Source organism: Flavobacterium sp. HSC-32F16 (genome assembly GCF_024171645.1).
Classification (GTDB): domain Bacteria; phylum Bacteroidota; class Bacteroidia; order Flavobacteriales; family Flavobacteriaceae; genus Flavobacterium.
Genome location: NZ_JALKAC010000014.1, coordinates 1 through 21,991 on the forward strand (window position 1 = coordinate 1; position 21,991 = coordinate 21,991).

Consider the following 21,991-nt stretch of genomic DNA (forward strand, 5'->3'; position numbering starts at 1 on the left):
ATATCACTTATATGGTTTGAAAAATTACAAATCAAGTTTTACATTCTGGTATAAAATAGTTCTCGCAAAGAAGCAGAGACGCAAAGTTTATTATCCTTTGCAACTTAGCGTCTTTGCGAGATTTTTTTAAGTTCAATTTTAAATGAACTTATATAACTTATATGGTTTGAAAAATTACAAAAGCGAATGACAAGTCATTGCGTTTGGCTGCTGCACTCCCATTAATTCTAAAATAGTAGGAGCAATGTCGCCAAGAACACCATCCTGAATATTTTTCAATTGTTTGTCAACCAAAATAATCGGCACTGGGTTTGTTGTGTGTGCAGTATTTGGACTTCCGTCAGGATTGATCATTGTTTCGCAGTTTCCGTGATCTGCAATAACGATTGTTGTATAATCATTTGCAAGAGCGGCATCAATTACTTTTTTCGCGCAAGCATCAACTGCTTCACAAGCTTGAATTGCAGCGCTCATTATTCCGGTGTGCCCCACCATGTCTCCATTTGCGAAATTTAAACAAACGAAATCAACTTCACCTTTGTTCAATTCAGGAACAAGTGCATCTGCTAATTCGTAAGCGCTCATTTCTGGTTGTAAATCGTAAGTGGCTACTTTTGGGGAATTTCTTAAAATTCTTGATTCGCCTTCAAAAGGAACCTCTCTTCCGCCAGAGAAGAAGAAAGTTACGTGTGGATATTTCTCCGTTTCAGCAATACGAATTTGTTTTTTACCCGCTTTTTCTAAAACTTCACCAAGCGTTTCGGTAATATTATCTTTATTGTAAACCACTTTTACGTTTTGGTACGTTTCGTCGTAATTAGTAAGTGTTACATAATACAAGTTTAATTTGTGCATGTTTTGCTCGTGGAAATCATGCTGAGAAAGCGCTTCGGTAAGTTCACGTCCTCTATCAGTTCTAAAGTTAAAGAAGATAACAACATCACCTTCAATAATTGTAGCTAAAGGTTTTTGTTCTTCATTTACGATTACAACCGGCTCGATAAATTCGTCAGTAACATCGCGTGCATAGCTGTCAAGAACACTTGCTACGGCGTTTGTAGACGGAATTCCAACTCCGTTTACTACTAAATCATAAGCCAGTTTTACGCGTTCCCAGCGTTTATCACGGTCCATTGCATAATAACGGCCAATGATAGAAGCAATTTTTACCGGAGTATCTTTAATATATTCATCTAAATCGTGAATGTATTTTGCACCGGATTTTGGGTCAACGTCACGTCCGTCTGTAAAAGCGTGAATGTAAACCTGATCCAAACCGTATTCTTGCGAAGCATCAATTAATCCGCGTAAGTGAGAAGTATGAGAGTGAACACCTCCATCAGAAACTAATCCTAAAAAGTGTACTTTTTTATTATTGTTTTTAGCGTACGTAAAAGCGTCAATTAAGACTTGTTCTTTAGCAAGTGTTTTGTGGGCAACGGCTAAATTAATTTTTGCTAAATCCTGATATACAATTCTTCCGGCACCAAGGTTCATGTGCCCAACCTCACTGTTTCCCATTTGACCTTCCGGTAAACCAACGTTTAATCCATCTGTACGCAATTGAGCGCTTGGGTAATTTTTGTAAAGGCTATTTATAAATGGAACATTTGCATTGTCTATTGCAGATACTTTAGGGTCGGGAGATTTTCCCCAACCATCTAAAATCATAAGGATAACTTTTTTGTTCATTACATTTTTGTTTTCTACAAAGATAAGGCATTTCTAAAATTTGGAGAGAAAGCTTTATTACATTTATGTTTAATAAAATGAAGTGTAACAAAAAATACTAAATTAATTATAGAACTCTTTATTTTTTAAAATTTATTCACGCTAAGCTCTTTTTCTAACCTTATTTTTGACAGCATTATAGTCAATAAAATATTTTACACTAACAGAAAAAATGTGTTTTAAGGCGTCGTTAGTCAATAAACTGGTTACGTTGTTTTTAAAATCTTTATCAATAATACGTTCAAAGTTAGAAGCGTTGTTTCTGTACAAAGCCGAAAGCTGGCTTCCGGGCGCAAACCACCATGAATACGATAAATCGGCATTCCAGGAATAAAAACTCGAGTTTTTGTTTTCGGTATATTGCGGATACGGATCTAAAGTTCCATCTGCTTCAAGCTTCAAAATATCTTTGTTTTCTGCCGAAGACCAATATTGACGAACCGCTAAATTAAGTGTCATAGTGCTGTTAATGGCATATTTTCCTGATATGGTATTAGCGTATGTAATAACATCACGATTAGCAAAAACAACAGTTTCAGGAGTGTTTTCGTTATCGTCGTCATCATAGCCGTCGATATAACCTTTGTTATTGTTTCTTTTAAGAAAGCTAAAAGTATAAACTAACAAAAGTTTATCATTAAAACGATATCTCGGACTAATATCGGTGCCGTAAGCAGCTCTTCCGGGTTCATCTGCAACAGATAATGACGGATTAATATCGATCGCAAATTTATGATTGTAATTGGTTGAAACACTTCCCCAAAAATCAAATTTCCTCGGAATTATAACATATCGATTGTCTGCTCTTGGTTCATAATAATCATGAGATTCCAGTGGCGAAACGGTAATTCCTGCTCCGTAATAATTGTTTTTTACAGTACTTAAGTTTACTTCTGCTCCAATTCGGTTTGCCTGAACTTTTCCGGAGTCTTTATTGAATTCAGAATACATTTCATAGTCAATTCTAAAACTATTAAAAAGTTTCGTTGGGTTTAGGATTCTGTAATTGGCGTTTCCGTAAAAATTGTAATAATTGGTATAGAAATTAATTCCCAAATCATTCGGATCAAAATCTTTAGAAACAAAATCAGTTCCTAAACTGTAACGATAATTGCCGCTTGTTTCAGCAAAACTAACAGTTGAGAAAATACCTTTTGTATCTTCGGCATCATTAATCGTGCTGTATTTTACATTTCCAAACAAGCTGTAAGTATTCGCTTTGGTATTTAAGTCCCATGCTAAACCGGTTACATTAGCATCTTTATAATGACCATTTCTGGTAACATTTGTATTGATAAAAGTAATTGATGAATTTTTTCTAAAACGCTGATCCAGTACCAAAACATTATAGTTTGTAAGCGGTTCAACAACTTCACGCCTCGTTTCGCCGGAAATAGTATCTTTTATAGTAGCAAAAGTTTTTTCGGTCACTGCATTTAAAATTCCAACTCCCAAACCATTTTTAGTTCTTCCCGAAAGTTTTAAGGCATTGATAAGATTAACGTTTTGAACGGTTTCGATAACTTCTTCGTTATCATTTAAATCGGGTTCAACAGAAGGTTTGCCGCCAATTCTTCTCGAATAAAACATATTTCCTTTGTTGAATAAATCTGTTCCCTCGGTAAAAAAAGATCTGTTTTCATTGAATTGCTGTTCAAACGGACCCAGGTTTAAAATTTGATCATCGTATTTTGTTTGTCCAAAATCAGGAATTAAAATAGCGTCAAGCGTAAAAGCATCTGTAATTCCGTATTTAATATCCATGCCTCCTTTTATGGTTCCGTATGTTTTTTGTCCTTCTCCGGCATTCAAATAATAAGAAGCATACGGCATAAAAAACAGTCGGGTAGGAGGTTTTATATTTTCGATTCCTTCTAAAGTTCCGGCTTGCTGTGTAAAAGTGCCAATTTTTTTATCAACAAAATTCCAAGTGTATTTATAACGCGTGCGTTTTATTTCTCTGAAAAAATTAATTCCCCATGTTTGTTTGTTTTCCTGCGAAAATCGTAGTGCCGAATAAGGAATTTTCATTTCTACAATCCATCCATTTTCTGTAAGAACTGCCTTGCTGATCCAAACAGCATCCCAGGAATAATCTTCCCCATTTGCATCAGTCATAATACAATCGCCCTGAACATCTGCTGCCGAAACATAAAACATAAAGTCCTGCTGGCCGTCATTAAAACCATTAATGAAAACACCAAAAAGATCTGCTGTGCCAAAATTATCTCGCTGCGAAATCTCCTTTAATATTTTATCAGGTTCATCATCAAACATTCGGGCACCTATATATATGGCTTCATTATCATATAAAATTTTGACTTCAGTTTTTTTAGTGTCAGCTGCTGTTTTTCCGTTATCAGGTTCAAGTGTGATAAAATCCGAAGCTGTTGCCGCACCTTCCCATGCACTTTCATCTAACTTTCCGTCAATAGATATGTTCTGCGAAATAGATTTCGCTTGCAATGCTTTTTTTTGGCTATAACTCAAAAAAGCAGATAAAAGCAGACTAAGAAAAATGAGTTTTTTCATTAAATTTAAAAAGAAAATAATAGTTTAAAGCTCTTTAATATAGAATAAATAGACTGCTTTTTCTTCCAGTTGTTACAGATTTTGTTTCAAAATTTCCATTTTATTTTGCTTTTTTTAAGAAAATCAGCTAAAAGGTTATGATTTTTAGCATAGGAAATAATCTTACAGAAATAACATTATTATGTTAATAATGTTAAAATTTGAACAAAAAACGCCTGATTTCCAAGGTTATATTTTGCAAGGGGTCAATTTTTTATATTTTTGCCCTACCCAAATTTTATTATTAACCTAAAGAAATTCAATGATTTACAAAATTTATCCGCTGCTTGTGTTTTTATTATTGTCTTTTGGTAAAGATTCAAAAAACACCCCCGAATTAAAAACTGCAACGACAAGAAGTATTGCTAAAGTTGAAAAAAAGCTTACTGTTGATGCAAAAATTGAAAACATTTATTATTCTTTAAATTCTAACAATTTTAAGCTTCCGGAACTGAAATCTTTTTCTGAAGCATTGAAAGGTTTTTATCTTTTAAAAGAAAGAGGAATCGTTCAAAAAAACATTTTAACATTGGTAGATTTTAGTCTGTCATCAAACACCAAACGTCTATGGGTAATTGATATGACTACTAATACCATTTTATTTAACTCTTTAGTGGCTCACGGAAGAAATACCGGAGAAGAATTTGCGACTGCATTTTCAAACTTAAACTCGTCTTTTAAAAGCAGTTTAGGATTTTATTCAACCGGCGAAATTTATCGAGGCAAACACGGAGCATCATTACGTTTAGACGGTCTGGAAAAAGGTCTTAACGATAAAGCCCGAGAAAGAGGTGTTGTTATGCATGGCGCAGATTATGTTTCTGAATCATTCATCAGAGATCATAAAAGATTAGGCAGAAGCCAGGGTTGTCCTGCGGTTCCGGTGGAATTGACAGATGAGATAATCGAAACTATTAAAGATAAATCATGTTTGTATATCTATCATCCATCAAGAAGTTTCACGATGGAAGAAAGATTAATGTCTTAATTTAGCATACAAATCTGAATCCAGATTATAAATATCAGCTCTGAAAATGAGCTGATTTTTTTTGCTCCAAGCCGTCCAGTACCACTGATACAAAGCGTATTTTTTGGTAATTTTAAAACTCATCGTTTTTTTAGAAGCAATTATAGTATCGATTTTGTCTTTTGAAAATCTTGTTGAATCATTTAAAATATGTTTAGCCAGTTCCAAAGGATTTTCTACACGCACACAGCCGGAACTCAAAGAACGATTGTTTCGAACAAAATAGTTTCGGTGATTGGTATCGTGCAAATAAACACTGTGGTGGTTTGGGAATAAAATTTTCATTAATCCCAATGAATTATTATAACCCGGACTTTGTACGTATCTGTAATTATTAGGTTTGTTTTCATTCCATGCAGAAGGTTCAACCACATTTCCGGAAGTATCATAAATAGTAATGTTTTTCTTTGCCAGATAATTGCGGTTGCGTTTCATGGCTGGCACAACATCTTCTTTTAAAATAGTTGGCGGAACAGTCCATGTTGGATTAAAAACAACTGTTTTTAAAACAGATGTAATAATAGGTGTTTTTCTTGAACTGGTTCCTACTACAATATTTCTAACCAGAGTTGTATCTTGTTCTTCGACTACATGCAGACTGTAATCTGGAATATTGATAATAAAATAATTTTCGGCTAATTCAGTTGGGTACCATCTCCATCGTTCCAAATTGACAATAATCTGCTGTTTTCTTCTTTCTTTCGAATAGTTTAAAGCAGTAATTGTTCCAATGCCAATAACTCCGTCGTCAGCAAGGCCGTGTCTGGCTTGAAATTTTTTAACTGCTTCAAAAGTTTTTTGATCGTATTTATCGGTCAGGCTGTCTTTTCCAGACATATCTTTCCAGAATAAAAGCCTCTTTTTAATAGTTATTAAATTGTTATTGGTATCGTTTAGAGTAATTTTCTTAACGGCATCGATCGATTTAATATCTTCATCCGGAAAGGAATTAATAGCTTCCAGTGATTTTAATAACTGTTTATAAGTCTCAGATTTTGGCTGAATATTTTCTACAATGCTGTCTAATTTGTCGTTATTAAAAGCTTTAATAAGAACACTGTTTACATCAAATGTTTTTTCATCAAGATCCCAATCTGTATATAATTTTTTAGGATCAAGTTTTCCTTTATATAAATGATTGAGGTACTTTTCAAAATTATAGGTTAGGAGTATGTCATAAGTTGCTAATTCAGAATCGTTTAATTTGCTGATTCTTTTTTCAAATTTCTGCAGCTGCGAAGATTTGTAATCTTCAGGATCTAGACCCAATTCTTCTGATTTTTCAAGCTGTGATAAAACATAAGTTCTTTTTTTTAGGTTTCCCCAAACGGTTTTATTTTCAGATGAAGTGTAAAATTGTTTAAGCGTTTCGCTTTTAAACGTATTTAATAATGCCGTATCTATCTCTACTTTTCTTTCGTCAGTAAGTATAATTGCCGGAGCTTTTTTTACAATTGGAATAATTTTAGGTTCTTCTTTTTTGCAGCTAATAAAAATGCAAACTGCTAAAAGAAAGTAAAGTTTTCTCATTCTATAATTTTTTAAACATTAAATAATGCTCTCCAACATCTTTTATATCAAAGGGTTTTCCTGTAATTTCGTAATTCAGTTTTCTATAAAAACCAACAGCTGCGGTTCTGGCATTAAACCAAATTAATTCTGTTTTGTTTGATTTGCAATAGTTTTCACAATGTTTTACTAATGCTTCTCCAAAACCTTTTTTCTGGTTGTTTTCTAAAATTGCCATGCCTCGGATTTGAGCCTGATCTTTTTCGGCAAATATAAGGTTGCTTTGTTTGAATAACGAAATAATTCCTATTAATTTTTCATCATTAAATAAACCAAAATGATGTGTACTCTCAATATCGTCTCCTTCAAAGATGCAGCTTTCAATAGGTTTGTCTTTTCTTAGCACTGGCTGACGTACAGGATAGGTTTCTTTTGATGGGATTTCTTTAATAATATTCATGATTTTTTAAAAATAATTGCTTTTATAACTTTTTAATTTTAAATGTGTTATAAATAAATGTTGTTTTTATTTGATTTTTTTTACCAAAAAGCTTGTTTTGAACTTAACTTTCTTTCTATATTTGCACAACCAATGCGAAAGTAGCTCAGTTGGTAGAGCTCCAGCCTTCCAAGCTGGTTGTCGCGAGTTCGAGCCTCGTCTTTCGCTCTAAAAACAAACTTTTTAGTTTTGTTTTGTGAAAATAATTTTTTTGATTTTTATTTTTTTTTAAAGATTAAATTTTTTAAATTTGCACCCGGTTAATGCGAAAGTAGCTCAGTTGGTAGAGCTCCAGCCTTCCAAGCTGGTTGTCGCGAGTTCGAGCCTCGTCTTTCGCTCTTCAAAAGCCTCAAACATTGTTTGAGGCTTTTTTGTATTTATTGTTTTTTGAACCTATAAGTTATATAAATTTTAGCCGTACTGTATTTAAATGACTTATATAACTTATATGGTAAAGAAATTATTTTAAACTACTCAAATCGCTTTCTGTTTCTAATTCTTTCGGTGTTTCATTTTGTTTAAAAAGTCTCGCTTTCAAAGAACCTTTCAAAGTTATTTTATCACCTTTAACTTCAAGCCAGCTTCCTTCTCTTAAACCTAAAACCGGAATTGCATTAAAAGCGTGAAATTCTTTAATTCTCGTTTCGCGTGTTTCACCCATGTGTTGTGAATTTGTGTCCGGATCTAAATAATGTGGGTTTAGATTAAACGGAATCAATCCCAGAGTTTGAAAACTTGGAGGGTAAATTATAGGCATATCATTAGTGGTCTGCATAGATAATCCGCAAATGTTGCTTCCTGCGCTTGTTCCTAAATAAGGTGTTCCGCTTTTTACTTTTTCGGCAAGAAGCTGCATGATCTTGTTTTTGTACAATTGTGTTACAAGTAAAAAAGTGTTTCCTCCGCCGGTAAATATTCCTTCGGCATTTTGTATGGCTTCTTCCGGGTTTTCAAATTCATGAATTCCTTTTACTTGAATGTTTATTAAAGCAAAAGTCTGTGCTGCTTTTTTAGTGTATTCGTCATGCGAAATGCCGCTTGGGCGTGCGTATGGAATAAATAAGATGCTGCTGCAGTTTTTAAAATGTAATTGTAAGACTGGTAATAAATACTCTAAATAATTGCCGCCATGTAATGTAGATGTGCTGGCGATGATAATACTTTTCATAAATCTAAACTCAAATTCAATTCGTTAAAGATATTAAAAAAAGCAATGCTCTGAAAATTGCCTAATAACGGTTTAATTAACATATTTTTACCAACTCATTAATACTATATTTGGAAGACATTAGGATATTTTTACCTTTTTAATAATTTCCTAATTTATTCGTTTTGACAAAGAGTATTGTTTGTTTTTTAGTTGCCGTTATAAGTCAGAATTCTTGGTCACAAAATCAGGAACGTTCTGTTGTTAACGGAAAGATTACTTCGAATACAAACGATTTGGAAGGAGTGTATGTTGTAAATGCTAAGACCGAAGTCATGACAACAACTGATGGATCGGGAGCTTTTTCAATTTTGGCAAAACCAGATGATGTCCTGGTTTTTTCTTCTATACAATTTAAAGAAAACAGAGTTTTGCTGACTTGCGAAGATTTTACTAATTTGAATTTTACAGTTCGAATGAGTCTGGTTATGCATCAATTACAGGAAGTTGTAATTAGAAGATATGATAATATTAATGCTGTTGCTTTAGGAATTGTTCCTTCTGGACAGAAAAGTTATACAGAAGCAGAAAGGAAACTTCGTACTGCTACTGCACTGGACGCTACTGCAAATGCCGGAACCATGGCTGGAGGGTCTATCTCTGCTGATCCATTATTAAACTTTTTTTCGGGTAGAACTGCCATGTTGAAAAAAGAAGTTGAAGTAGAGAAGAAGGAATTTTTCATGAAACTTCTGGAAAGAATGTTTAGTTTGGAGCATTTTATTGAACGATTAAAAATTCCGGCCGAATATGTAAAAGGATTTGAGTATTATGCTGTCGAAAATAAGCAGTTTACAAATATTTTAAATTCTAAAAATAAAACTTCAACAGAATTTTTATTAGGCGAATTGGCGGTAAAGTATAAAGAAATCATCGCAAGTGAAAGGAAATAATACTTTTTATATCGCCCTGTTTCTGTTTTTTGTACAGTTTAGTTTTGGACAAAACACTTCTTCTAAAGAAATTTTAGGGCAAATTCTCGAAAAATCTACTTCTGTTAATGGTGTTAGTATTGTTAATAATACCACACAAGTTTCAACTGTTTCTGATGATAACGGCAGGTTTTCTATAGCGGCTAAAGAAGGTGATGTTTTGGTTTTTTCGGCTGTGAATCTAGAACCGCTTAAACGCAGGATTTCCGCAGAAGATTTAAACGTAAGTCTGCTTGTTGTTAAAATGGAGGTAAAAGAGATTGAATTAAAAGAAGTGGTAGTGAATGATAATTACGGAATTACGGCAGAAAATTTAGGAATTGTGCCTCATGGACAAAAAACATATACGCCTGCAGAGCGAAAAGTCTATACAGCTACTTCTACTTCTATAGATAAAATTTTAAATGGAATTTCCGGTCGAACTGCAATGCTGAAAAAAGAGGTAAATGTGGAGAAAAGAGAGGCTCTTTTTAAAAAAATAGAATATCTTTTTGATGAAAATTATTATATTGAAAGATTGAAAATTCCTGTAGATGATATTAAAGGATTTCAATTATATTGTGTGGATGATGCTGATTTTGCCGTATCTTTGAATACAAAGAACAAAACAATGAGTATGTTTTTAATAACAGATTTAGCCCGAAAATATCTAATAATTCTTGAAAATGAAAAATAAACTAGGAGTACTCGTTGTTTGCTTATTTTGTCAAATAATGCTTGGACAAAACGGTACAAGAAAGTCGCTGCACGGTCAGGTTACAAACAAATCACTTGCGATAGAAAGTGGTTATGTTATGAATATTAATGCAAAATCCAGAACTTTTATAGGTCCGGGCGGATTGTTCGATATTTTGGCTCAGCCAAAAGATACGCTGCTTTTTACCGGTTTGGCATTTCAGTCAAAAAAGATTGTTTTAACAGAGAAAGATTGTTCTCAGGTACTTTTTACTGTGTCTTTGGATTTAGTCAGCAATGAATTAAAAGAAGTTTTGGTTCGTAAAGATCTAAAAGTAAAATCACTAGATAGTAATACTCAAAAATATGTTGATATGCAGTTTGAAGACGATAAACTATCGACTGCAAAAAATACAGTAATGTATTCTGATCAAACAATTAAATACGGAACTGATTTTGTCCGAATTTTTAAGGATGTTAAAAAGCTTCTTTCGAAAAATAATGAAAAAGAAGAAGTAATTTCTGATATTGCTTTTGTGGAATATTCTAAAGCGAATTTTAAACCGGATTTTTATACTAAAACACTAGGTTTAAAACCGGATGAAGTGGATTTATTTTTGATGTTTTGTTCAAATGATCCAGAGTCAAAAAGACATCTTAAAGAAGATCAGAAATTTGAATTGATTGATTTTTTAATCAACAAAAATGCTGAATTTAAAAAAGTGAATGCTTCTCAATAATGAAAAAAAAATGGTTTTATCCTTTAATAGGGATATTGTTTTTATCGCTTTCGGCTTTTGCATTTCATAAGTTTTATGTAGGGGTTTTTCAGGTAGAATACGCTGCAGAGAAAAAAATGATTCAAATTACATCACGCATTTTCATTGATGATTTGAATAATGCGATGGAGAAAAAATACCATAAAAAAACCTTCGTAGGAACAGAAAAAGAAACGCAGGCTGATCTTGATTTGTTTAAAAAATATCTGGCCGAAAATTTTACCATTAAAATAAACGGCCAGACAAAACCTATTACTTTTTTGTCTAAAGAAACAGAAGCCGGCGATGTATTGGTTTGTTATTCCAAAATAAAGGATGTAGACAAATTTAAAACCATTGAAATTTCAAACACTATATTGGTTGACTGGAATGGTGAGCAGCAAAACATTACACATATTTCAGCATTTGGTACCAAAAGAAGTGTTCTTTTTACAGAATCTTCAAGGAAAGAATTGTTAAAGTATTAATTAATAAGTTGAATTAATATTTTAATTATTATTTTCACAGCCTGACAAAATTACCATCAAAATTTTATGAAAAAAATTTCATTATTATTGCTTTTTCCTGCAATGTTAATCGCTCAGGAGAAAACTACTGCGCCACGACAGCAAGGGAAATACGATACCAATAAATTCAGCCAGATGTACGATTTGCTGGCAACACCCAATATGTTTCGTACAGCCTCTGGAGCCCCGGGGCCTGCTTATTACCAGCAGCAGGCCGATTATAAAATTGATATTGAATTAGACGATAAAAATTCAAAATTAACGGGTGCCGAAACGATTACTTATTCTAATAACTCGCCAGATACTTTAGAGTATTTATGGATTCAGTTAGATCAAAATCAGGCAAGAGCAAATGGACAGTCTGTTTTAGCCGAAGGTGAAAAAATCAATCAGGTGCTGCCTCTTGAGGGTTTCTCAACAAAATATTTGAAAAAAGATTTAGAGCGTGGTTTTAATATTGAGCAGGTAAAAGACGCTAAAGGAAGTCCAATGTCTTATACGATCAACGAAACCATGATGCGTATTAATCTGGCTTCGCCTTTAAAACCGGGAGAAAAAATTTCATTTTCTATAAAATGGTGGTATAATATCAACAATTACAGAAAAGAAGGCGGGCGTTCTGGTTATGAATTTTTTGAAAAAGACGGTAATAAATTATATGTAATTGCACAGTTCTACCCAAGAATGGCAGTTTACAATGATGTTGAAGGATGGCAGAATATGCAGTTCTGGGGAAGCGGAGAATTTGCTCTTCCTTTTGGTAATTTCGACGTAAATATTACAGTTCCTGCAGATCATGTAATTGATGCAACAGGAGAATTAACAAATAGAAGCGAAGTATTTACTGCAGAACAGGTTAAACGTTACGAGCAGGCTCAAAAATCATTTGATAAACCGGTTGTTATTGTAACGCAGGCTGAGGCAGAAGCAGCTGAAAAAGGATTTTCTGAAAAGAAAAAAACATGGAAATTCAGTGCTAAAAATGTTCGTGATTTCGGAATTGCTTCTTCTAGAAAATTCATTTACGATGCAATGGCTGTAAAAATTGGAAACAGAACGGTTATGGCTGAATCTGTTTATCCAAAAGAAGCAAACCCACTGTGGGGAGAAACGTCTACAATGGTTGTAGCACATACTTTAAAAAGTTATTCTTCACATACTTTTGACTATCCTTATCCAAAAGCAGTTTCGGTTTCGGCAGAAGATCAGGGAATGGAATATCCAATGATTTGCTGGAATTACGGTCGTCCGGATGAAAACGGAGTAACGAGTAAAGAGGTTAAAAACGGAATGATTGGCGTTATTATTCACGAAGTTGGACATACTTTCTTTCCAATGATTGTAAACTCAGACGAGCGTCAATGGACTTGGATGGATGAAGGTTTGAATTCATTTTTAGAATATTTAGCAGAACAGGAATTAGATCCAGCATTTCCATCAAGACGCGGACCTGCAAAAAATATCGTTCCTTACATGAGCGGTGATCAGAAGTTTTTAGAACCTATTATGTCTAACTCTGAAACGATTCACCAATTTGGAAATAACGCTTACGGAAAACCGGCTACAGGTCTTAATATTTTAAGAGAAGTGGTTATGGGGAAAGATTTGTTTGATTATGCTTTTAAAACATACGCAAACAGATGGAAGTTTAAACACCCAACTCCTGAGGATTTCTTTAGAACAATGGAAGATGCATCTGCGGTAGATTTAGACTGGTTTTTTAGAGGCTGGTTTTATTCAACTGATTTTGTAGATATAGGAATTAAAGAGGTAAAACAATATTATGTTTCTGATACGCCTACAGCCGATATCAAAGATGTAAAAGTGAGAAAAGGACGTTTCGGATATGAAAAAGGGCCTTTTGTGTATTTAGTTTCTGGAGATAATCCAGAAGTAAACAATTCTAAGAAAAAAGAATTAAAAGTAGCAGATTTCAAACCATTGGCGGATTATGTTGACCAGACTTTTACTGCTGAAGAAAAAGCCAGTATCAAATCGCCTAAATACTTTTACGAAGTTGAATTCAATAAACCAGGCGGTATGATTATGCCAATTTTAGTTGAAATCACTTACGAGGACGGTACAAAAGATAATTACCAGTATCCTGCACAAATCTGGAGAAAGAATAACGATACAGCGAAGAAAGTGTATGCGACTTCAAAACCTGTAAAAAGCATTCAGATAGATCCAAAATTGCTTACTGCTGATATTGATGTAACGAACAATTCATGGCCAAAGGTTGAGCAAAAATCAAAATTTGACTAAGAACAAACTTAAAAGACTCTGAAAAGAGTCTTTTTTTTTAAGTAAATTTTAAAACTGTGCGCTTCAAAATTTAATATCTTTGTGGCACACAAAAATAAAAGATATGTTTGGTATAGGAGGAGGAGAATTAGTTTTCATACTGTTTATAGTACTAATGCTTTTTGGTTCAGATAAAGTGCCGGAAATTGCCCGTACAATGGGTAAAGCTATGGCGCAATTAAAAAATGCGACCAACGATATTAAAAGTGAAATTCAAAAAGGAGCAGAGGCAAATGGTCTTGATACTAAATCTTTGAATAGTTTAACTGGTAATATCAATGCTGAAATTGAAAGCGCAAAATCTAATTTATTAGGCGATACAACTAATTTATTGGGCGATACTACAACAGAAATTGATAAAGTAAAAGAAGATATTGACTCTCTTTCAGGACCTATAAAACGTCAAAGATAATATGCTGGAAAAAATAAAAGAATTAGATATTAATTTATTGGTATATCTAAATGGTTTAGGTTCTGAAAAATACGATAAATTCTGGATTTTTATTACCGATCAGCTGCATTGGACTCCGTTTTTTTTATTGTTGTTCTATTTTATTTATAGAAGAATAGGAGGAAAACAAACTCTTTATATCCTGCTTTTTGTAGCCGTTTTAATTGCTTTTACAGATCAGACTACTAATCTTTTTAAACACACTTTTCAGCGTTTACGTCCTTGTAATAATCCAGATATCAAATCGGTTATGAGAATTGTAATGGTGAGAAATTCTTATAGTTTCTTTTCAGGACACGCCGCAAATACAATGGCCGTTGCCACTTTTTTATACTTGGTTTTAAAACGTCATTTTAAATATTTTGGCCTCTTGTTTTTATGGCCTTTAATATTTGCTTACAGCCGAATTTACTTAGGATTACACTATCCTGGAGATATTCTTACCGGATATTTCTTTGGAGCTCTTTTCGGATTTTTGATCTTTTTAGCTTACAGAAGGTTGAAACCGCAATATTTTCCGGGATAATTTTTTTGAAGGTTCTGAGTTTCTAAGATACTAAGGTTCTAAGTTTTTTGTTTTGAGAAAACTTAGAACCTTATTTAATTAATGCTTAATTATTTTGGAGAAAGGTTTTTTCACTCCATTCCAATCCATCAGGAAGCTGTTGTTTGCTGAATTCGATATGAATAACCCTTCTTCTTTCATTGTTTGTGGTTTTGTTTGAAGCATGAAATAACAAAGGTTTCATAATCATAATACCGCCTTTCTCTACTTCGCACATAGTTTTTTTTTCTTTTTCAAAATCCAGTTTTTCAATTCTCAAAATTCCTTTTGAATGCGAATTATTGATAACTTTTAAAGCACCGTTGTCTTTTGTAGTGGTGTCAATATGTATTCTAATCGTAAAATTATCTTCTAAGATTTCTTTTGGAGGCTGAACCGCAAACTGATTTTGTTTTATAGTCCAGTTTTCAAAATTTTCAGATTCAATTTTTTTATCTACAGAAATAGTTAAATCCTGATGATAAGCCACAAACCAATTTGATTTTTCAGGTTTGTCAAAATAAATGGATTTGGTTATAAAGTATCCTTTTCCAAAATTTGATTCAATAATATCTTTTAGATTTTGATTGAAAATAAAATCTAAAGTTTCAGGTATTTCTTTATGAAATTGCCTGATAGCAAATAAATCCAGAGATTTTCTAAAAGCAGCATTATCAGAATTATTTTCTGTAACATTTTCTATTAATGAAATCAGCTTTTCGACTTCATTTTCAGTATAAACATTATTTATAACTGCAAAACCTTCAGAGTTTATTTCGGTGCTGTAATTCATGATTAAATGCTTGTTGATTTTTTTATAGAAGTAGAACGCCAGATTTGTCATTTCTACGAAAGGAGAAATCGCACAAGAAATTCCACAAAGAAAATCGCCAATCTTTGTCGAGCCACTAGTGCGATTTCTCCTTTCGTCGAAATGACAAAAAATCAGATTAGAGTACTCTGCTCACCGTTAATCCATCGCGAATTGGCAATAAAACCGTTTCTACTCTTGGATCATTTTTTAAATGTAGATTATATTCTAAAAGTACTTTTGTGCTGACATCATTTGGGTGAACCGGTTCAAGAATTTTTCCGCTCCACAAAACATTATCAGATAAAATAATGCCGCCTTTATTCATTTTCGGAACAATCATTTCCCAGTAATTGAGGTAATTTTCCTTATCTGCATCAATAAATACCAAATCAAATTTTACATCAATAGCCGGAATAATATCAACTGCTTCGCCTAAATGCTGAAAAATCTGATTTCCCCAAGGAGATGCATCAAAATACTTTCTCTGAAAATCTACTAATTCTTCTTTAATATCAATAGTATGCAATTGCCCGTTTTCCTGCATTCCTTCGCATAAACAAAGTGCTGCATAACCTGTATAAGTGCCAATTTCAAGAATATTTACCGGACGTATTAATTTAGAAAGCATACTTAATACCCGGCCTTGAAAGTGGCCGCTTAGCATTCTCGGTAAAAGTATTTTTTGGTACGTTTCTTTATTAAGTTTCGCTAATAATTCTGGTTCATTTTCAGAATGCTGCTCGATATAATCTTCTAATTCTTGTGATATAAAATGCATCTTGTAATTGTTGTAATTGAATGCAAAAATACAAAAAATATCCGCTGACTATTTTGCATAAAAAAACCATTCGTTTTAGGCGAATGGCTTTCCGTTTTTAGTTTTAATTTGAAAATTATTTTTTCAAAGCTTCATTTACATCTTTAGCTGTTTTCACAGTTCCGTCCTTAGCCGCTTTTGCTGCATTTTCAACTTTTTCAGCTCCTTTTTTGGTAGCGTCTTTTACGTCAGTTGCTGTTTTTTTAGCAGCATTTTCAACATCAGAAGCTGCTTTTTTAGTAGCGTCTTTTACATCAGTTGCAGCGTTTTGTGTAGCATCTTTTGCTTTTTCGGCCGCGCTTTCAGCTTTAGTTACCGCGCTGTCTGTTACTTCTTCAATATCTGTTGTTAATGAGTCAACTTTGTTTCCAAGAGTTAATTCTTCATCTGCCGGCTTAGTTTCTTTCTTTTCACAAGATTGTAATCCCAAAGCTAATACTGCCACAACTGCTAAACTTAAAATTTGTTTTTTCATAATAATTGTCTTTTTAGGTTATAAATTTAAAAGGTTATAAAGTGGAATAATAAAAATACAAATTTTAAAATAATGGCGCCCTTGTAAGATTATTTTTCTTTTGAGTGCAAGACAATTCTTGTGCCAAACTTTTTAGTTTTGAAAAGTTGTGCTGCTTTTTTTTGAGTTGAAAAAAACTTAATTAGTAAAGATGAATTTTTAATTTTTGTAAAGACTGAAGTTTATAACGATATCATCTTTTACTTTTATCAAACCGGCCATTTTTACGGGCGGTTCTAGTTCAATGTCAGAAAACTTTAAACTAAGTGTTCCCTGAATTTTATCATCAGTATTGTATAAAATAAAATCTTTGTATTTTAAAGTTTTATCGGTGATGTAAAAGTTTAATCGGCATTTGTAATTTTTCCCGTTTGGTTTAATATCTGTAATCGAAACCGTGCTGTTTGGAAATTGTTTCACTTTTACAGTTCCCTGTAAATCTTTGGTCATTATTTTATTGCCGCAATCAAAGTTTGTCATTTTGATTTCAGTATTAAAAATGTTTTTTTTAACTGAATTTACATAAACCGTATCTTTTATGGGAAAGGTGTTAGAGCAATTATATTTGCCAACAGTTGATACTCCGGTAATTTCTATCTTTATTTTGTTTATTACCACGGCTGTATCTTCTGTAAAAAAAGTGGGTTTAGCACTTCCTGTTAAAAAGAACATTGCTAAACCCATTATTAATATTTGAAATCTCGTTTTCATTTTTTTTATATTAGAACGCAATTGTTGCTTCGAATACTAAACCTTCAAATTTACCGCCATAAAAGTTGTTTGGATTTCCAGTAGCAGGATCTCCTACAAATTGTGAATAATCTTTATATTTTTGATTAACGTAGTTTAATTTAGCTAAAATGTTTTTAGTCATAAACCAGCCAGCGCTTGCTTCAAATTTATCTACGGTAACCTTTTTAGCATCGGCATTAGATAATTTTCCAGATACTGTATTGTATTTTCCTCCGATATAGAATTGTTCAGTTCCTCCAAATCTGTAAATAAGTTCTGAAGCATATTGATTAGCAGTACGTTTGTCATCAGTACCAGCTTTATCTCCTCCTGAAGCTAATTCGATTGTTCCGAAGAATTCAAGTCCTTTGTATTTTACAAAAGGGTTAATCATGTATGTAGTAGCCCAATTTTTGAAATTAGGATTGAACGTAGCCTCTGGAGTAGATGTTTTACTGAAACTAGTAGCAACATCAGTAGTATTTGTAGAAATAACAGTACCATCAGCATCGGTTTTGGTAATGGTATTTTTGTAAGCGTTATTATTCAGTATACCCCAATAACCAAATCCAGATCTATTAGCAGAATATATATTTGCATTACCAAGATTTGCATTATGGTAATAAGAGCCAGTTACTCTTACTCTTAAATCTTCATTAAGCTGTTTATCATAACCCAATTTAGCTAAGATTGAAGGACTATGTGTTGTGTTTGTGTTTGGACCAGTAGTATAAAAAACTTGTTCATTACTTTGGTTTAAATTACCATTTGTAATACCTAACATGCTTACCAGACCACTTCTGTTATAGTAAACCTCCATACCCATTTCTGTAGTGAAAGAATACATAATGTTGTTTCCAACAAATGCATTTCTAATTGTATTACCATTATCAGAACCTCTGAAATGAGCATCACCAAAATTGTTCTCCATTTGTCCAATTTTAATTGTCGCATATTTCATTACATCAGCCAAGAAGTCTTTTTTGATGAAGTCTAACTTGTCAATTTGTAAGTACCCGCCTTTTACATAAGAATCATTGTGGTGTCTTGAAGCTAAATAAACGTCTAGATTTACTCTTACTCCGTCAAACAATTGAGCACCAATATACATATCAGCTCCAGGAAGAGTAAAATTGTTTTCAGTATTCATTAAACGATATCCGGTAATTGTTCTAACAGTAGTTCCGGCAGCTGTATTAGTTGTAGTGGTAGAACCAGCAGGTTGATTGTTGAATGAATTTGTTGCTTGGAAATCCATGTTAAAAGCACCGCCAAGGTCAATACTAAGGCCTTTAAATTCTCTATCGTCTTTTTGTACGTCGAAAACGTTGATACCGTCTTTTCCTCTAGAGATTTGGTTTTGCATATTTCCAAAACTAACTTGTGCATTAACAGCAAATGTGCTGATAAGGGTAATAAATAGGATATAAATCTTCTTCATGGCGGTTATAAATTAAAGTTTAAATTAAATTTTATGGTTAAATCTTGTCCGGTTTTAATGGTTCCAAGCATTGCAGTTGGAGATTTCATTCCAAAATCAGCAAAAGTGATTTTGTTTGACCCCTGAAGATTTAATCCATCTTTTGTAACAGTTGTTTTAGCAGTAGTTTTATAGACTTTACTAACTCCGGCAATCGTATAAGTTCCGGTTAGTTCCCAAGTCGTTTCGTTTACTTTTTCGGCAGATTTTAAAACATATTTAATGTTTTTGTTTTTATCTGTTTTTAAAGTCTCATATGCTACTTTATCCATGCTTTTTTTCTCGCTTTTTACGCTTTCAGCTAAAAGTGTAATAGACAGAGATTCGATTTCAGTAAGCTTTGAATTGGCTATTGTTAAATTTGCTGTTCCGGTTCCGGAAGCTGATTTCATTTCCCAGTCATGAAGTGTCGACGTTCCTGCGACAGAGAATGTAGATTTAGCATCTAAAGTGTATGATTTTTGTGCTGAAGCAAATGAAGTAATTCCAAAAAGCGCAATTACAAATGCAATTAATTTTAGGTTACGGGTTTTCATTTTTGTCATGTTTATATTATAAAAAATAAGTTAATAAGTAGGCCAGATTCTGTTTAGTACTAAGAATGTTGTTTTAACTTGTATCAAAGATCTGCCTATAATTCAGTGAAATACATGATAAAAGTCATTGTTAAAATTTTATTAAAAAGGTATTTAATAACTACAACGTTTTCTTTTTAGGGCAAATCGATCAACAATGAAAAAAAGAACATTGATTTTTGTGAAATTGTTGGTTTTTAGACTTCGGTAAAAAATTTAATAATGAAGGTTATTTTTTGATTAGCTTAAAGTGATGTTGAAAATCACCGTTAAATCTTTCCCGGCTTTCACAACTCCAAGAGCCGCTTTAGGAGGTGTCATTTCAAAATCGCCAAAAGTGATTTGGTTTGACCCCTGCAAAATAAAAGCTCCGTTTACAGATGTTATTTTTACCTGAGTTTGATATTCTTTGCTTACACCCGCAATAGTATAAACTCCGGTTAGATTCCAGGTTGTGTCATCTACTTTTACAGCAGATTTTAAAACGTATTCAATATTCTTATGAGTTTCGGTATCTAAAGCTTCATAAGCAACCTGATCCATGCTTGATTTGTAACTTTTTAAGCTTTCGGCTAATAATTTAATAGTTAAGCTGTTTATGCCTGCTACTTTAGAATCTTTAACTGTTAGGTTGGCAATACCAGTTCCTTCTGTAGATCTCATCACCCAGTCGTGCACGGTAGAAGTTCCGGCAACTTCAAAAGTTGATTTAGTGTCAACTACAGTATAAGTTCTTTGTGCGTTTACTTGTAATGATAAGGTTGTGAAAATAATTGTTGCTAGGAATGTTGTAATTGTTTTCATTGTGAATAATGTATAGGTTAATTTTAATTAGGAGAGTTCTTAAAGTGGTTGTGAACTAACCTTATTTCTTGGATCAAATTTATTGCGCACACAGAGGAAATGAAATGATAAAAATCATGGCTAAAGTTTTATTAAATTCTTATAGTAAAGGATACGATGACAGATTGTAGTACAATTGAAGCCGAAAAGAAGAAAAAATGCTATTCTAACTGTTTGCTTATTTGGTTGTTATGTTTGTTTTTTGAGGTAAAGTGAGTCTTCATGAAATCAAACTCTTATTTTTCTGAAGAATAAAGAAAAGTTCATTTACAAGCTGTATATCTCAATATGATGTTTAAATAGAGGTGTTTTTTTTTCAGATTTTTTGGTTTTAGCCAAGAATGCATCTAAAAATCAAAAAAAATGACAAAAGTGATTAACTTTGCAGCATGCAAATTGAGAAAAAAGATATAAGAGCCTTATCAAAAGAGCAGCTGCGTGATTTTTTTGTTGCTAATAACGACAAAGCATTTCGCGGCAATCAGGTTTATGAATGGTTATGGAGCAAAGGAGCGCATAGTTTTGAGGATATGACGAATGTTGCCAAAACAACACGTTCTATGCTCGAAGAAAATTTTGTTATCAATCATATTAAGGTAGATACCATGCAGCGCAGTAATGACGGAACAGTAAAAAATGCTGTCCGCCTGCACGATGGGTTAGTAGTAGAATCAGTTTTAATTCCTACTGAAACCAGAACAACAGCTTGTGTTTCGAGTCAGGTTGGCTGTAGTTTAGATTGTAATTTTTGCGCAACAGCAAGATTAAAGCGTATGCGAAATCTGGAGCCGGGAGAAATCTACGATCAGATTATGGCAATAGATAAAGAAAGCCGTTTGTATCATAATCATCCGCTTTCCAATATTGTTTTTATGGGAATGGGCGAACCTTTAATGAATTATAATAATGTCATTAAAGCGATAGATATGATTACATCTCCGGAAGGTTTAGGAATGTCGCCAAAACGTATTATGCTTTCAACATCAGGAATCCCAAAGATGATTAAGAAAATGGCCGATGACGATGTAAAATTCAAACTCGCAGTTTCCCTTCATTCAGCGATTGATGAAACCCGTGCGAAGATTATGCCTTTCAGCAAAAACTTTCCTTTGAAAGATTTGCGGGAAGCATTAGAATATTGGTACAGAAAAACCAAAAGTAAAATTTCTTACGAATATGTAGTCTGGAAAGGAATTAATGACGATAAAGCTTCGATTGATGCCTTGGTGAAATTCTGTAAATATGTGCCGTGTAAAGTAAATTTAATTGAATACAATCCAATTGATGACGGAGAATTCCAGCAAGCATCCGAAGAATCTATTTTAGCTTATATAAAAGCTTTAGAAAATATTGGAGTGGTAGTAAAAGTTCGACGCAGCCGCGGAAAAGATATCGACGCCGCCTGCGGGCAATTAGCCAATAAAGAAGCGGATGCGGTATAGTTCCTCAGGAACAAAATGTAATTAAGCGCATATCCCGGG

At 33.2% G+C, this 21,991-nt stretch carries 21 protein-coding genes and 2 tRNA genes; 11 read left to right on the forward strand and 12 right to left on the reverse strand.

Annotated elements, in window-relative coordinates; genetic code table 11:
• Nucleotides 1–174: 174 nt before the first annotated feature.
• Nucleotides 175–1,692 carry a 2,3-bisphosphoglycerate-independent phosphoglycerate mutase gene (gene gpmI / locus L1276_RS25010; RefSeq protein WP_253792604.1) on the reverse strand — a complete coding sequence of 506 codons (1,518 nt, stop codon included), beginning with the start codon at nt 1,690–1,692 and terminating at the stop codon, nt 175–177.
• Nucleotides 1,693–1,833: 141 nt separating this feature from the next.
• On the reverse strand, nt 1,834–4,263 hold the full coding sequence (locus tag L1276_RS25015) for a DUF5916 domain-containing protein (protein WP_253792605.1): 2,430 nt from the start codon (nt 4,261–4,263) through the stop codon (nt 1,834–1,836).
• Nucleotides 4,264–4,564: 301 nt separating this feature from the next.
• On the opposite strand from L1276_RS25015, the gene L1276_RS25020 reads away from it, so the two are divergent.
• Entirely contained in the window at nt 4,565–5,290 is a 726-nt protein-coding gene (locus L1276_RS25020; protein WP_253792606.1) for a murein L,D-transpeptidase catalytic domain family protein, read from the forward strand.
• On the opposite strand, the gene L1276_RS25025 is transcribed toward L1276_RS25020, so the two are convergent.
• Both L1276_RS25025 and L1276_RS25030 read right to left on the reverse strand, forming a co-directional pair.
• Nucleotides 5,279–6,859 carry a murein L,D-transpeptidase gene (locus tag L1276_RS25025; protein WP_253792607.1) on the reverse strand — a complete coding sequence of 527 codons (1,581 nt, stop codon included), beginning with the start codon at nt 6,857–6,859 and terminating at the stop codon, nt 5,279–5,281. The two genes, L1276_RS25020 and L1276_RS25025, sit on opposite strands and share 12 nt — an antisense overlap.
• Before the next feature lies 1 nt (nt 6,860).
• The gene (locus L1276_RS25030; protein ID WP_253792608.1) at nt 6,861–7,298 is read right to left on the reverse strand and encodes a GNAT family N-acetyltransferase; all 438 of its coding nucleotides are present in this window, start codon (nt 7,296–7,298) and stop codon (nt 6,861–6,863) included.
• 134 nt (nt 7,299–7,432) lie between these two features.
• Between L1276_RS25030 and L1276_RS25035 the strand changes: the two genes are divergently transcribed.
• A tRNA-Gly gene (locus tag L1276_RS25035) sits at nt 7,433–7,505 on the forward strand.
• A gap of 97 nt (nt 7,506–7,602) precedes the next feature.
• A tRNA-Gly gene (locus L1276_RS25040) sits at nt 7,603–7,675 on the forward strand.
• Between the two features lie 122 nt (nt 7,676–7,797).
• On the opposite strand, the gene pepE is transcribed toward L1276_RS25040, so the two are convergent.
• Nucleotides 7,798–8,505, reverse strand: a complete 708-nt coding sequence (gene pepE, locus L1276_RS25045) for a dipeptidase PepE (protein ID WP_253792609.1) — start codon at nt 8,503–8,505, stop codon at nt 7,798–7,800.
• Between the two features lie 164 nt (nt 8,506–8,669).
• Here pepE and L1276_RS25050 point away from each other — a divergent pair, with 164 nt between their 5' ends.
• The 7 genes from L1276_RS25050 (at nt 8,670) to L1276_RS25080 (ending at nt 14,717) form a co-directional block, all read left to right on the forward strand.
• Nucleotides 8,670–9,437 (forward strand): carboxypeptidase-like regulatory domain-containing protein, encoded by a 768-nt coding sequence (locus L1276_RS25050; protein ID WP_253792610.1) that lies wholly within the window; start codon nt 8,670–8,672, stop codon nt 9,435–9,437.
• Nucleotides 9,424–10,152, forward strand: coding sequence for a carboxypeptidase-like regulatory domain-containing protein (locus L1276_RS25055; RefSeq protein WP_253792611.1), 729 nt, complete (start codon nt 9,424–9,426; stop codon nt 10,150–10,152). The genes L1276_RS25050 and L1276_RS25055 overlap by 14 nt, the downstream gene beginning before the upstream one ends.
• The gene (locus L1276_RS25060) at nt 10,142–10,891 is read left to right on the forward strand and encodes a hypothetical protein (protein ID WP_253792612.1); all 750 of its coding nucleotides are present in this window, start codon (nt 10,142–10,144) and stop codon (nt 10,889–10,891) included. The genes L1276_RS25055 and L1276_RS25060 overlap by 11 nt, the downstream gene beginning before the upstream one ends.
• Nucleotides 10,891–11,397, forward strand: coding sequence for a DUF6702 family protein (locus L1276_RS25065; RefSeq protein ID WP_253792613.1), 507 nt, complete (start codon nt 10,891–10,893; stop codon nt 11,395–11,397). Before L1276_RS25060 ends, L1276_RS25065 begins: the two co-directional genes overlap by 1 nt.
• A 66-nt stretch (nt 11,398–11,463) precedes the next feature.
• Nucleotides 11,464–13,701: a M1 family metallopeptidase gene (locus L1276_RS25070; protein ID WP_253792614.1), complete on the forward strand. Its 2,238-nt coding sequence runs from the start codon at nt 11,464–11,466 to the stop codon at nt 13,699–13,701.
• Nucleotides 13,702–13,804: 103 nt separating this feature from the next.
• On the forward strand, nt 13,805–14,152 hold the full coding sequence (locus L1276_RS25075; protein ID WP_253792615.1) for a twin-arginine translocase TatA/TatE family subunit: 348 nt from the start codon (nt 13,805–13,807) through the stop codon (nt 14,150–14,152).
• A gap of 1 nt (nt 14,153) precedes the next feature.
• Nucleotides 14,154–14,717: a phosphatase PAP2 family protein gene (locus L1276_RS25080; protein WP_253792616.1), complete on the forward strand. Its 564-nt coding sequence runs from the start codon at nt 14,154–14,156 to the stop codon at nt 14,715–14,717.
• 85 nt (nt 14,718–14,802) lie between these two features.
• Here L1276_RS25080 and L1276_RS25085 read toward each other — a convergent pair whose 3' ends face one another.
• The 7 genes from L1276_RS25085 to L1276_RS25115 all read right to left on the reverse strand — a co-directional run bounded on the left by L1276_RS25085 (nt 14,803) and on the right by L1276_RS25115 (nt 20,471).
• Nucleotides 14,803–15,528 (reverse strand): phytanoyl-CoA dioxygenase family protein, encoded by a 726-nt coding sequence (locus L1276_RS25085; protein WP_253792617.1) that lies wholly within the window; start codon nt 15,526–15,528, stop codon nt 14,803–14,805.
• A 157-nt stretch (nt 15,529–15,685) separates the two neighbouring features.
• Nucleotides 15,686–16,327, reverse strand: coding sequence for an O-methyltransferase (locus L1276_RS25090; protein WP_253792618.1), 642 nt, complete (start codon nt 16,325–16,327; stop codon nt 15,686–15,688).
• 115 nt (nt 16,328–16,442) lie between these two features.
• Nucleotides 16,443–16,841: a hypothetical protein gene (locus tag L1276_RS25095; protein WP_253792619.1), complete on the reverse strand. Its 399-nt coding sequence runs from the start codon at nt 16,839–16,841 to the stop codon at nt 16,443–16,445.
• A gap of 198 nt (nt 16,842–17,039) precedes the next feature.
• Entirely contained in the window at nt 17,040–17,591 is a 552-nt protein-coding gene (locus L1276_RS25100; protein ID WP_253792620.1) for a hypothetical protein, read from the reverse strand.
• 10 nt (nt 17,592–17,601) lie between these two features.
• Nucleotides 17,602–19,053, reverse strand: a complete 1,452-nt coding sequence (locus L1276_RS25105) for a hypothetical protein (RefSeq protein ID WP_253792621.1) — start codon at nt 19,051–19,053, stop codon at nt 17,602–17,604.
• Between the two features lie 5 nt (nt 19,054–19,058).
• Nucleotides 19,059–19,628, reverse strand: coding sequence for a YceI family protein (locus L1276_RS25110; protein WP_253792622.1), 570 nt, complete (start codon nt 19,626–19,628; stop codon nt 19,059–19,061).
• A gap of 279 nt (nt 19,629–19,907) precedes the next feature.
• Nucleotides 19,908–20,471, reverse strand: coding sequence for a YceI family protein (locus tag L1276_RS25115; protein ID WP_253792623.1), 564 nt, complete (start codon nt 20,469–20,471; stop codon nt 19,908–19,910).
• A 428-nt stretch (nt 20,472–20,899) separates the two neighbouring features.
• On the opposite strand from L1276_RS25115, the gene rlmN reads away from it, so the two are divergent.
• A complete protein-coding gene (rlmN, locus tag L1276_RS25120) occupies nt 20,900–21,952 on the forward strand; it encodes a 23S rRNA (adenine(2503)-C(2))-methyltransferase RlmN (protein WP_253792624.1) in 1,053 nt (350 codons plus the stop codon).
• The last annotated feature ends 39 nt before the right edge of the window (nt 21,953–21,991 follow it).

Bases quoted from the DNA above. Each gene is read 5' to 3' on its own strand.
- L1276_RS25075 (WP_253792615.1), top strand. From the start codon at position 13,805: ATGTTTGGTATAGGAGGAGGAGAATTAGTTTTCATACTGTTTATAGTA.
- pepE (WP_253792609.1), bottom strand. From the start codon at position 8,505: ATGAAAAGTATTATCATCGCCAGCACATCTACATTACATGGCGGCAAT.
- L1276_RS25095 (WP_253792619.1), bottom strand. From the start codon at position 16,841: ATGAAAAAACAAATTTTAAGTTTAGCAGTTGTGGCAGTATTAGCTTTG.
- L1276_RS25065 (WP_253792613.1), top strand. From the start codon at position 10,891: ATGAAAAAAAAATGGTTTTATCCTTTAATAGGGATATTGTTTTTATCG.
- L1276_RS25060 (WP_253792612.1), top strand. From the start codon at position 10,142: ATGAAAAATAAACTAGGAGTACTCGTTGTTTGCTTATTTTGTCAAATA.
- rlmN (WP_253792624.1), top strand. From the start codon at position 20,900: ATGCAAATTGAGAAAAAAGATATAAGAGCCTTATCAAAAGAGCAGCTG.
- L1276_RS25085 (WP_253792617.1), bottom strand. From the start codon at position 15,528: ATGAATTACAGCACCGAAATAAACTCTGAAGGTTTTGCAGTTATAAAT.
- L1276_RS25070 (WP_253792614.1), top strand. From the start codon at position 11,464: ATGAAAAAAATTTCATTATTATTGCTTTTTCCTGCAATGTTAATCGCT.
- L1276_RS25015 (WP_253792605.1), bottom strand. From the start codon at position 4,263: ATGAAAAAACTCATTTTTCTTAGTCTGCTTTTATCTGCTTTTTTGAGT.
- L1276_RS25020 (WP_253792606.1), top strand. From the start codon at position 4,565: ATGATTTACAAAATTTATCCGCTGCTTGTGTTTTTATTATTGTCTTTT.
- L1276_RS25090 (WP_253792618.1), bottom strand. From the start codon at position 16,327: ATGCATTTTATATCACAAGAATTAGAAGATTATATCGAGCAGCATTCT.
- L1276_RS25105 (WP_253792621.1), bottom strand. From the start codon at position 19,053: ATGAAGAAGATTTATATCCTATTTATTACCCTTATCAGCACATTTGCT.
- L1276_RS25025 (WP_253792607.1), bottom strand. From the start codon at position 6,859: ATGAGAAAACTTTACTTTCTTTTAGCAGTTTGCATTTTTATTAGCTGC.
- L1276_RS25115 (WP_253792623.1), bottom strand. From the start codon at position 20,471: ATGAAAACAATTACAACATTCCTAGCAACAATTATTTTCACAACCTTA.
- L1276_RS25110 (WP_253792622.1), bottom strand. From the start codon at position 19,628: ATGAAAACCCGTAACCTAAAATTAATTGCATTTGTAATTGCGCTTTTT.
- L1276_RS25030 (WP_253792608.1), bottom strand. From the start codon at position 7,298: ATGAATATTATTAAAGAAATCCCATCAAAAGAAACCTATCCTGTACGT.
- L1276_RS25080 (WP_253792616.1), top strand. From the start codon at position 14,154: ATGCTGGAAAAAATAAAAGAATTAGATATTAATTTATTGGTATATCTA.
- gpmI (WP_253792604.1), bottom strand. From the start codon at position 1,692: ATGAACAAAAAAGTTATCCTTATGATTTTAGATGGTTGGGGAAAATCT.
- L1276_RS25100 (WP_253792620.1), bottom strand. From the start codon at position 17,591: ATGAAAACGAGATTTCAAATATTAATAATGGGTTTAGCAATGTTCTTT.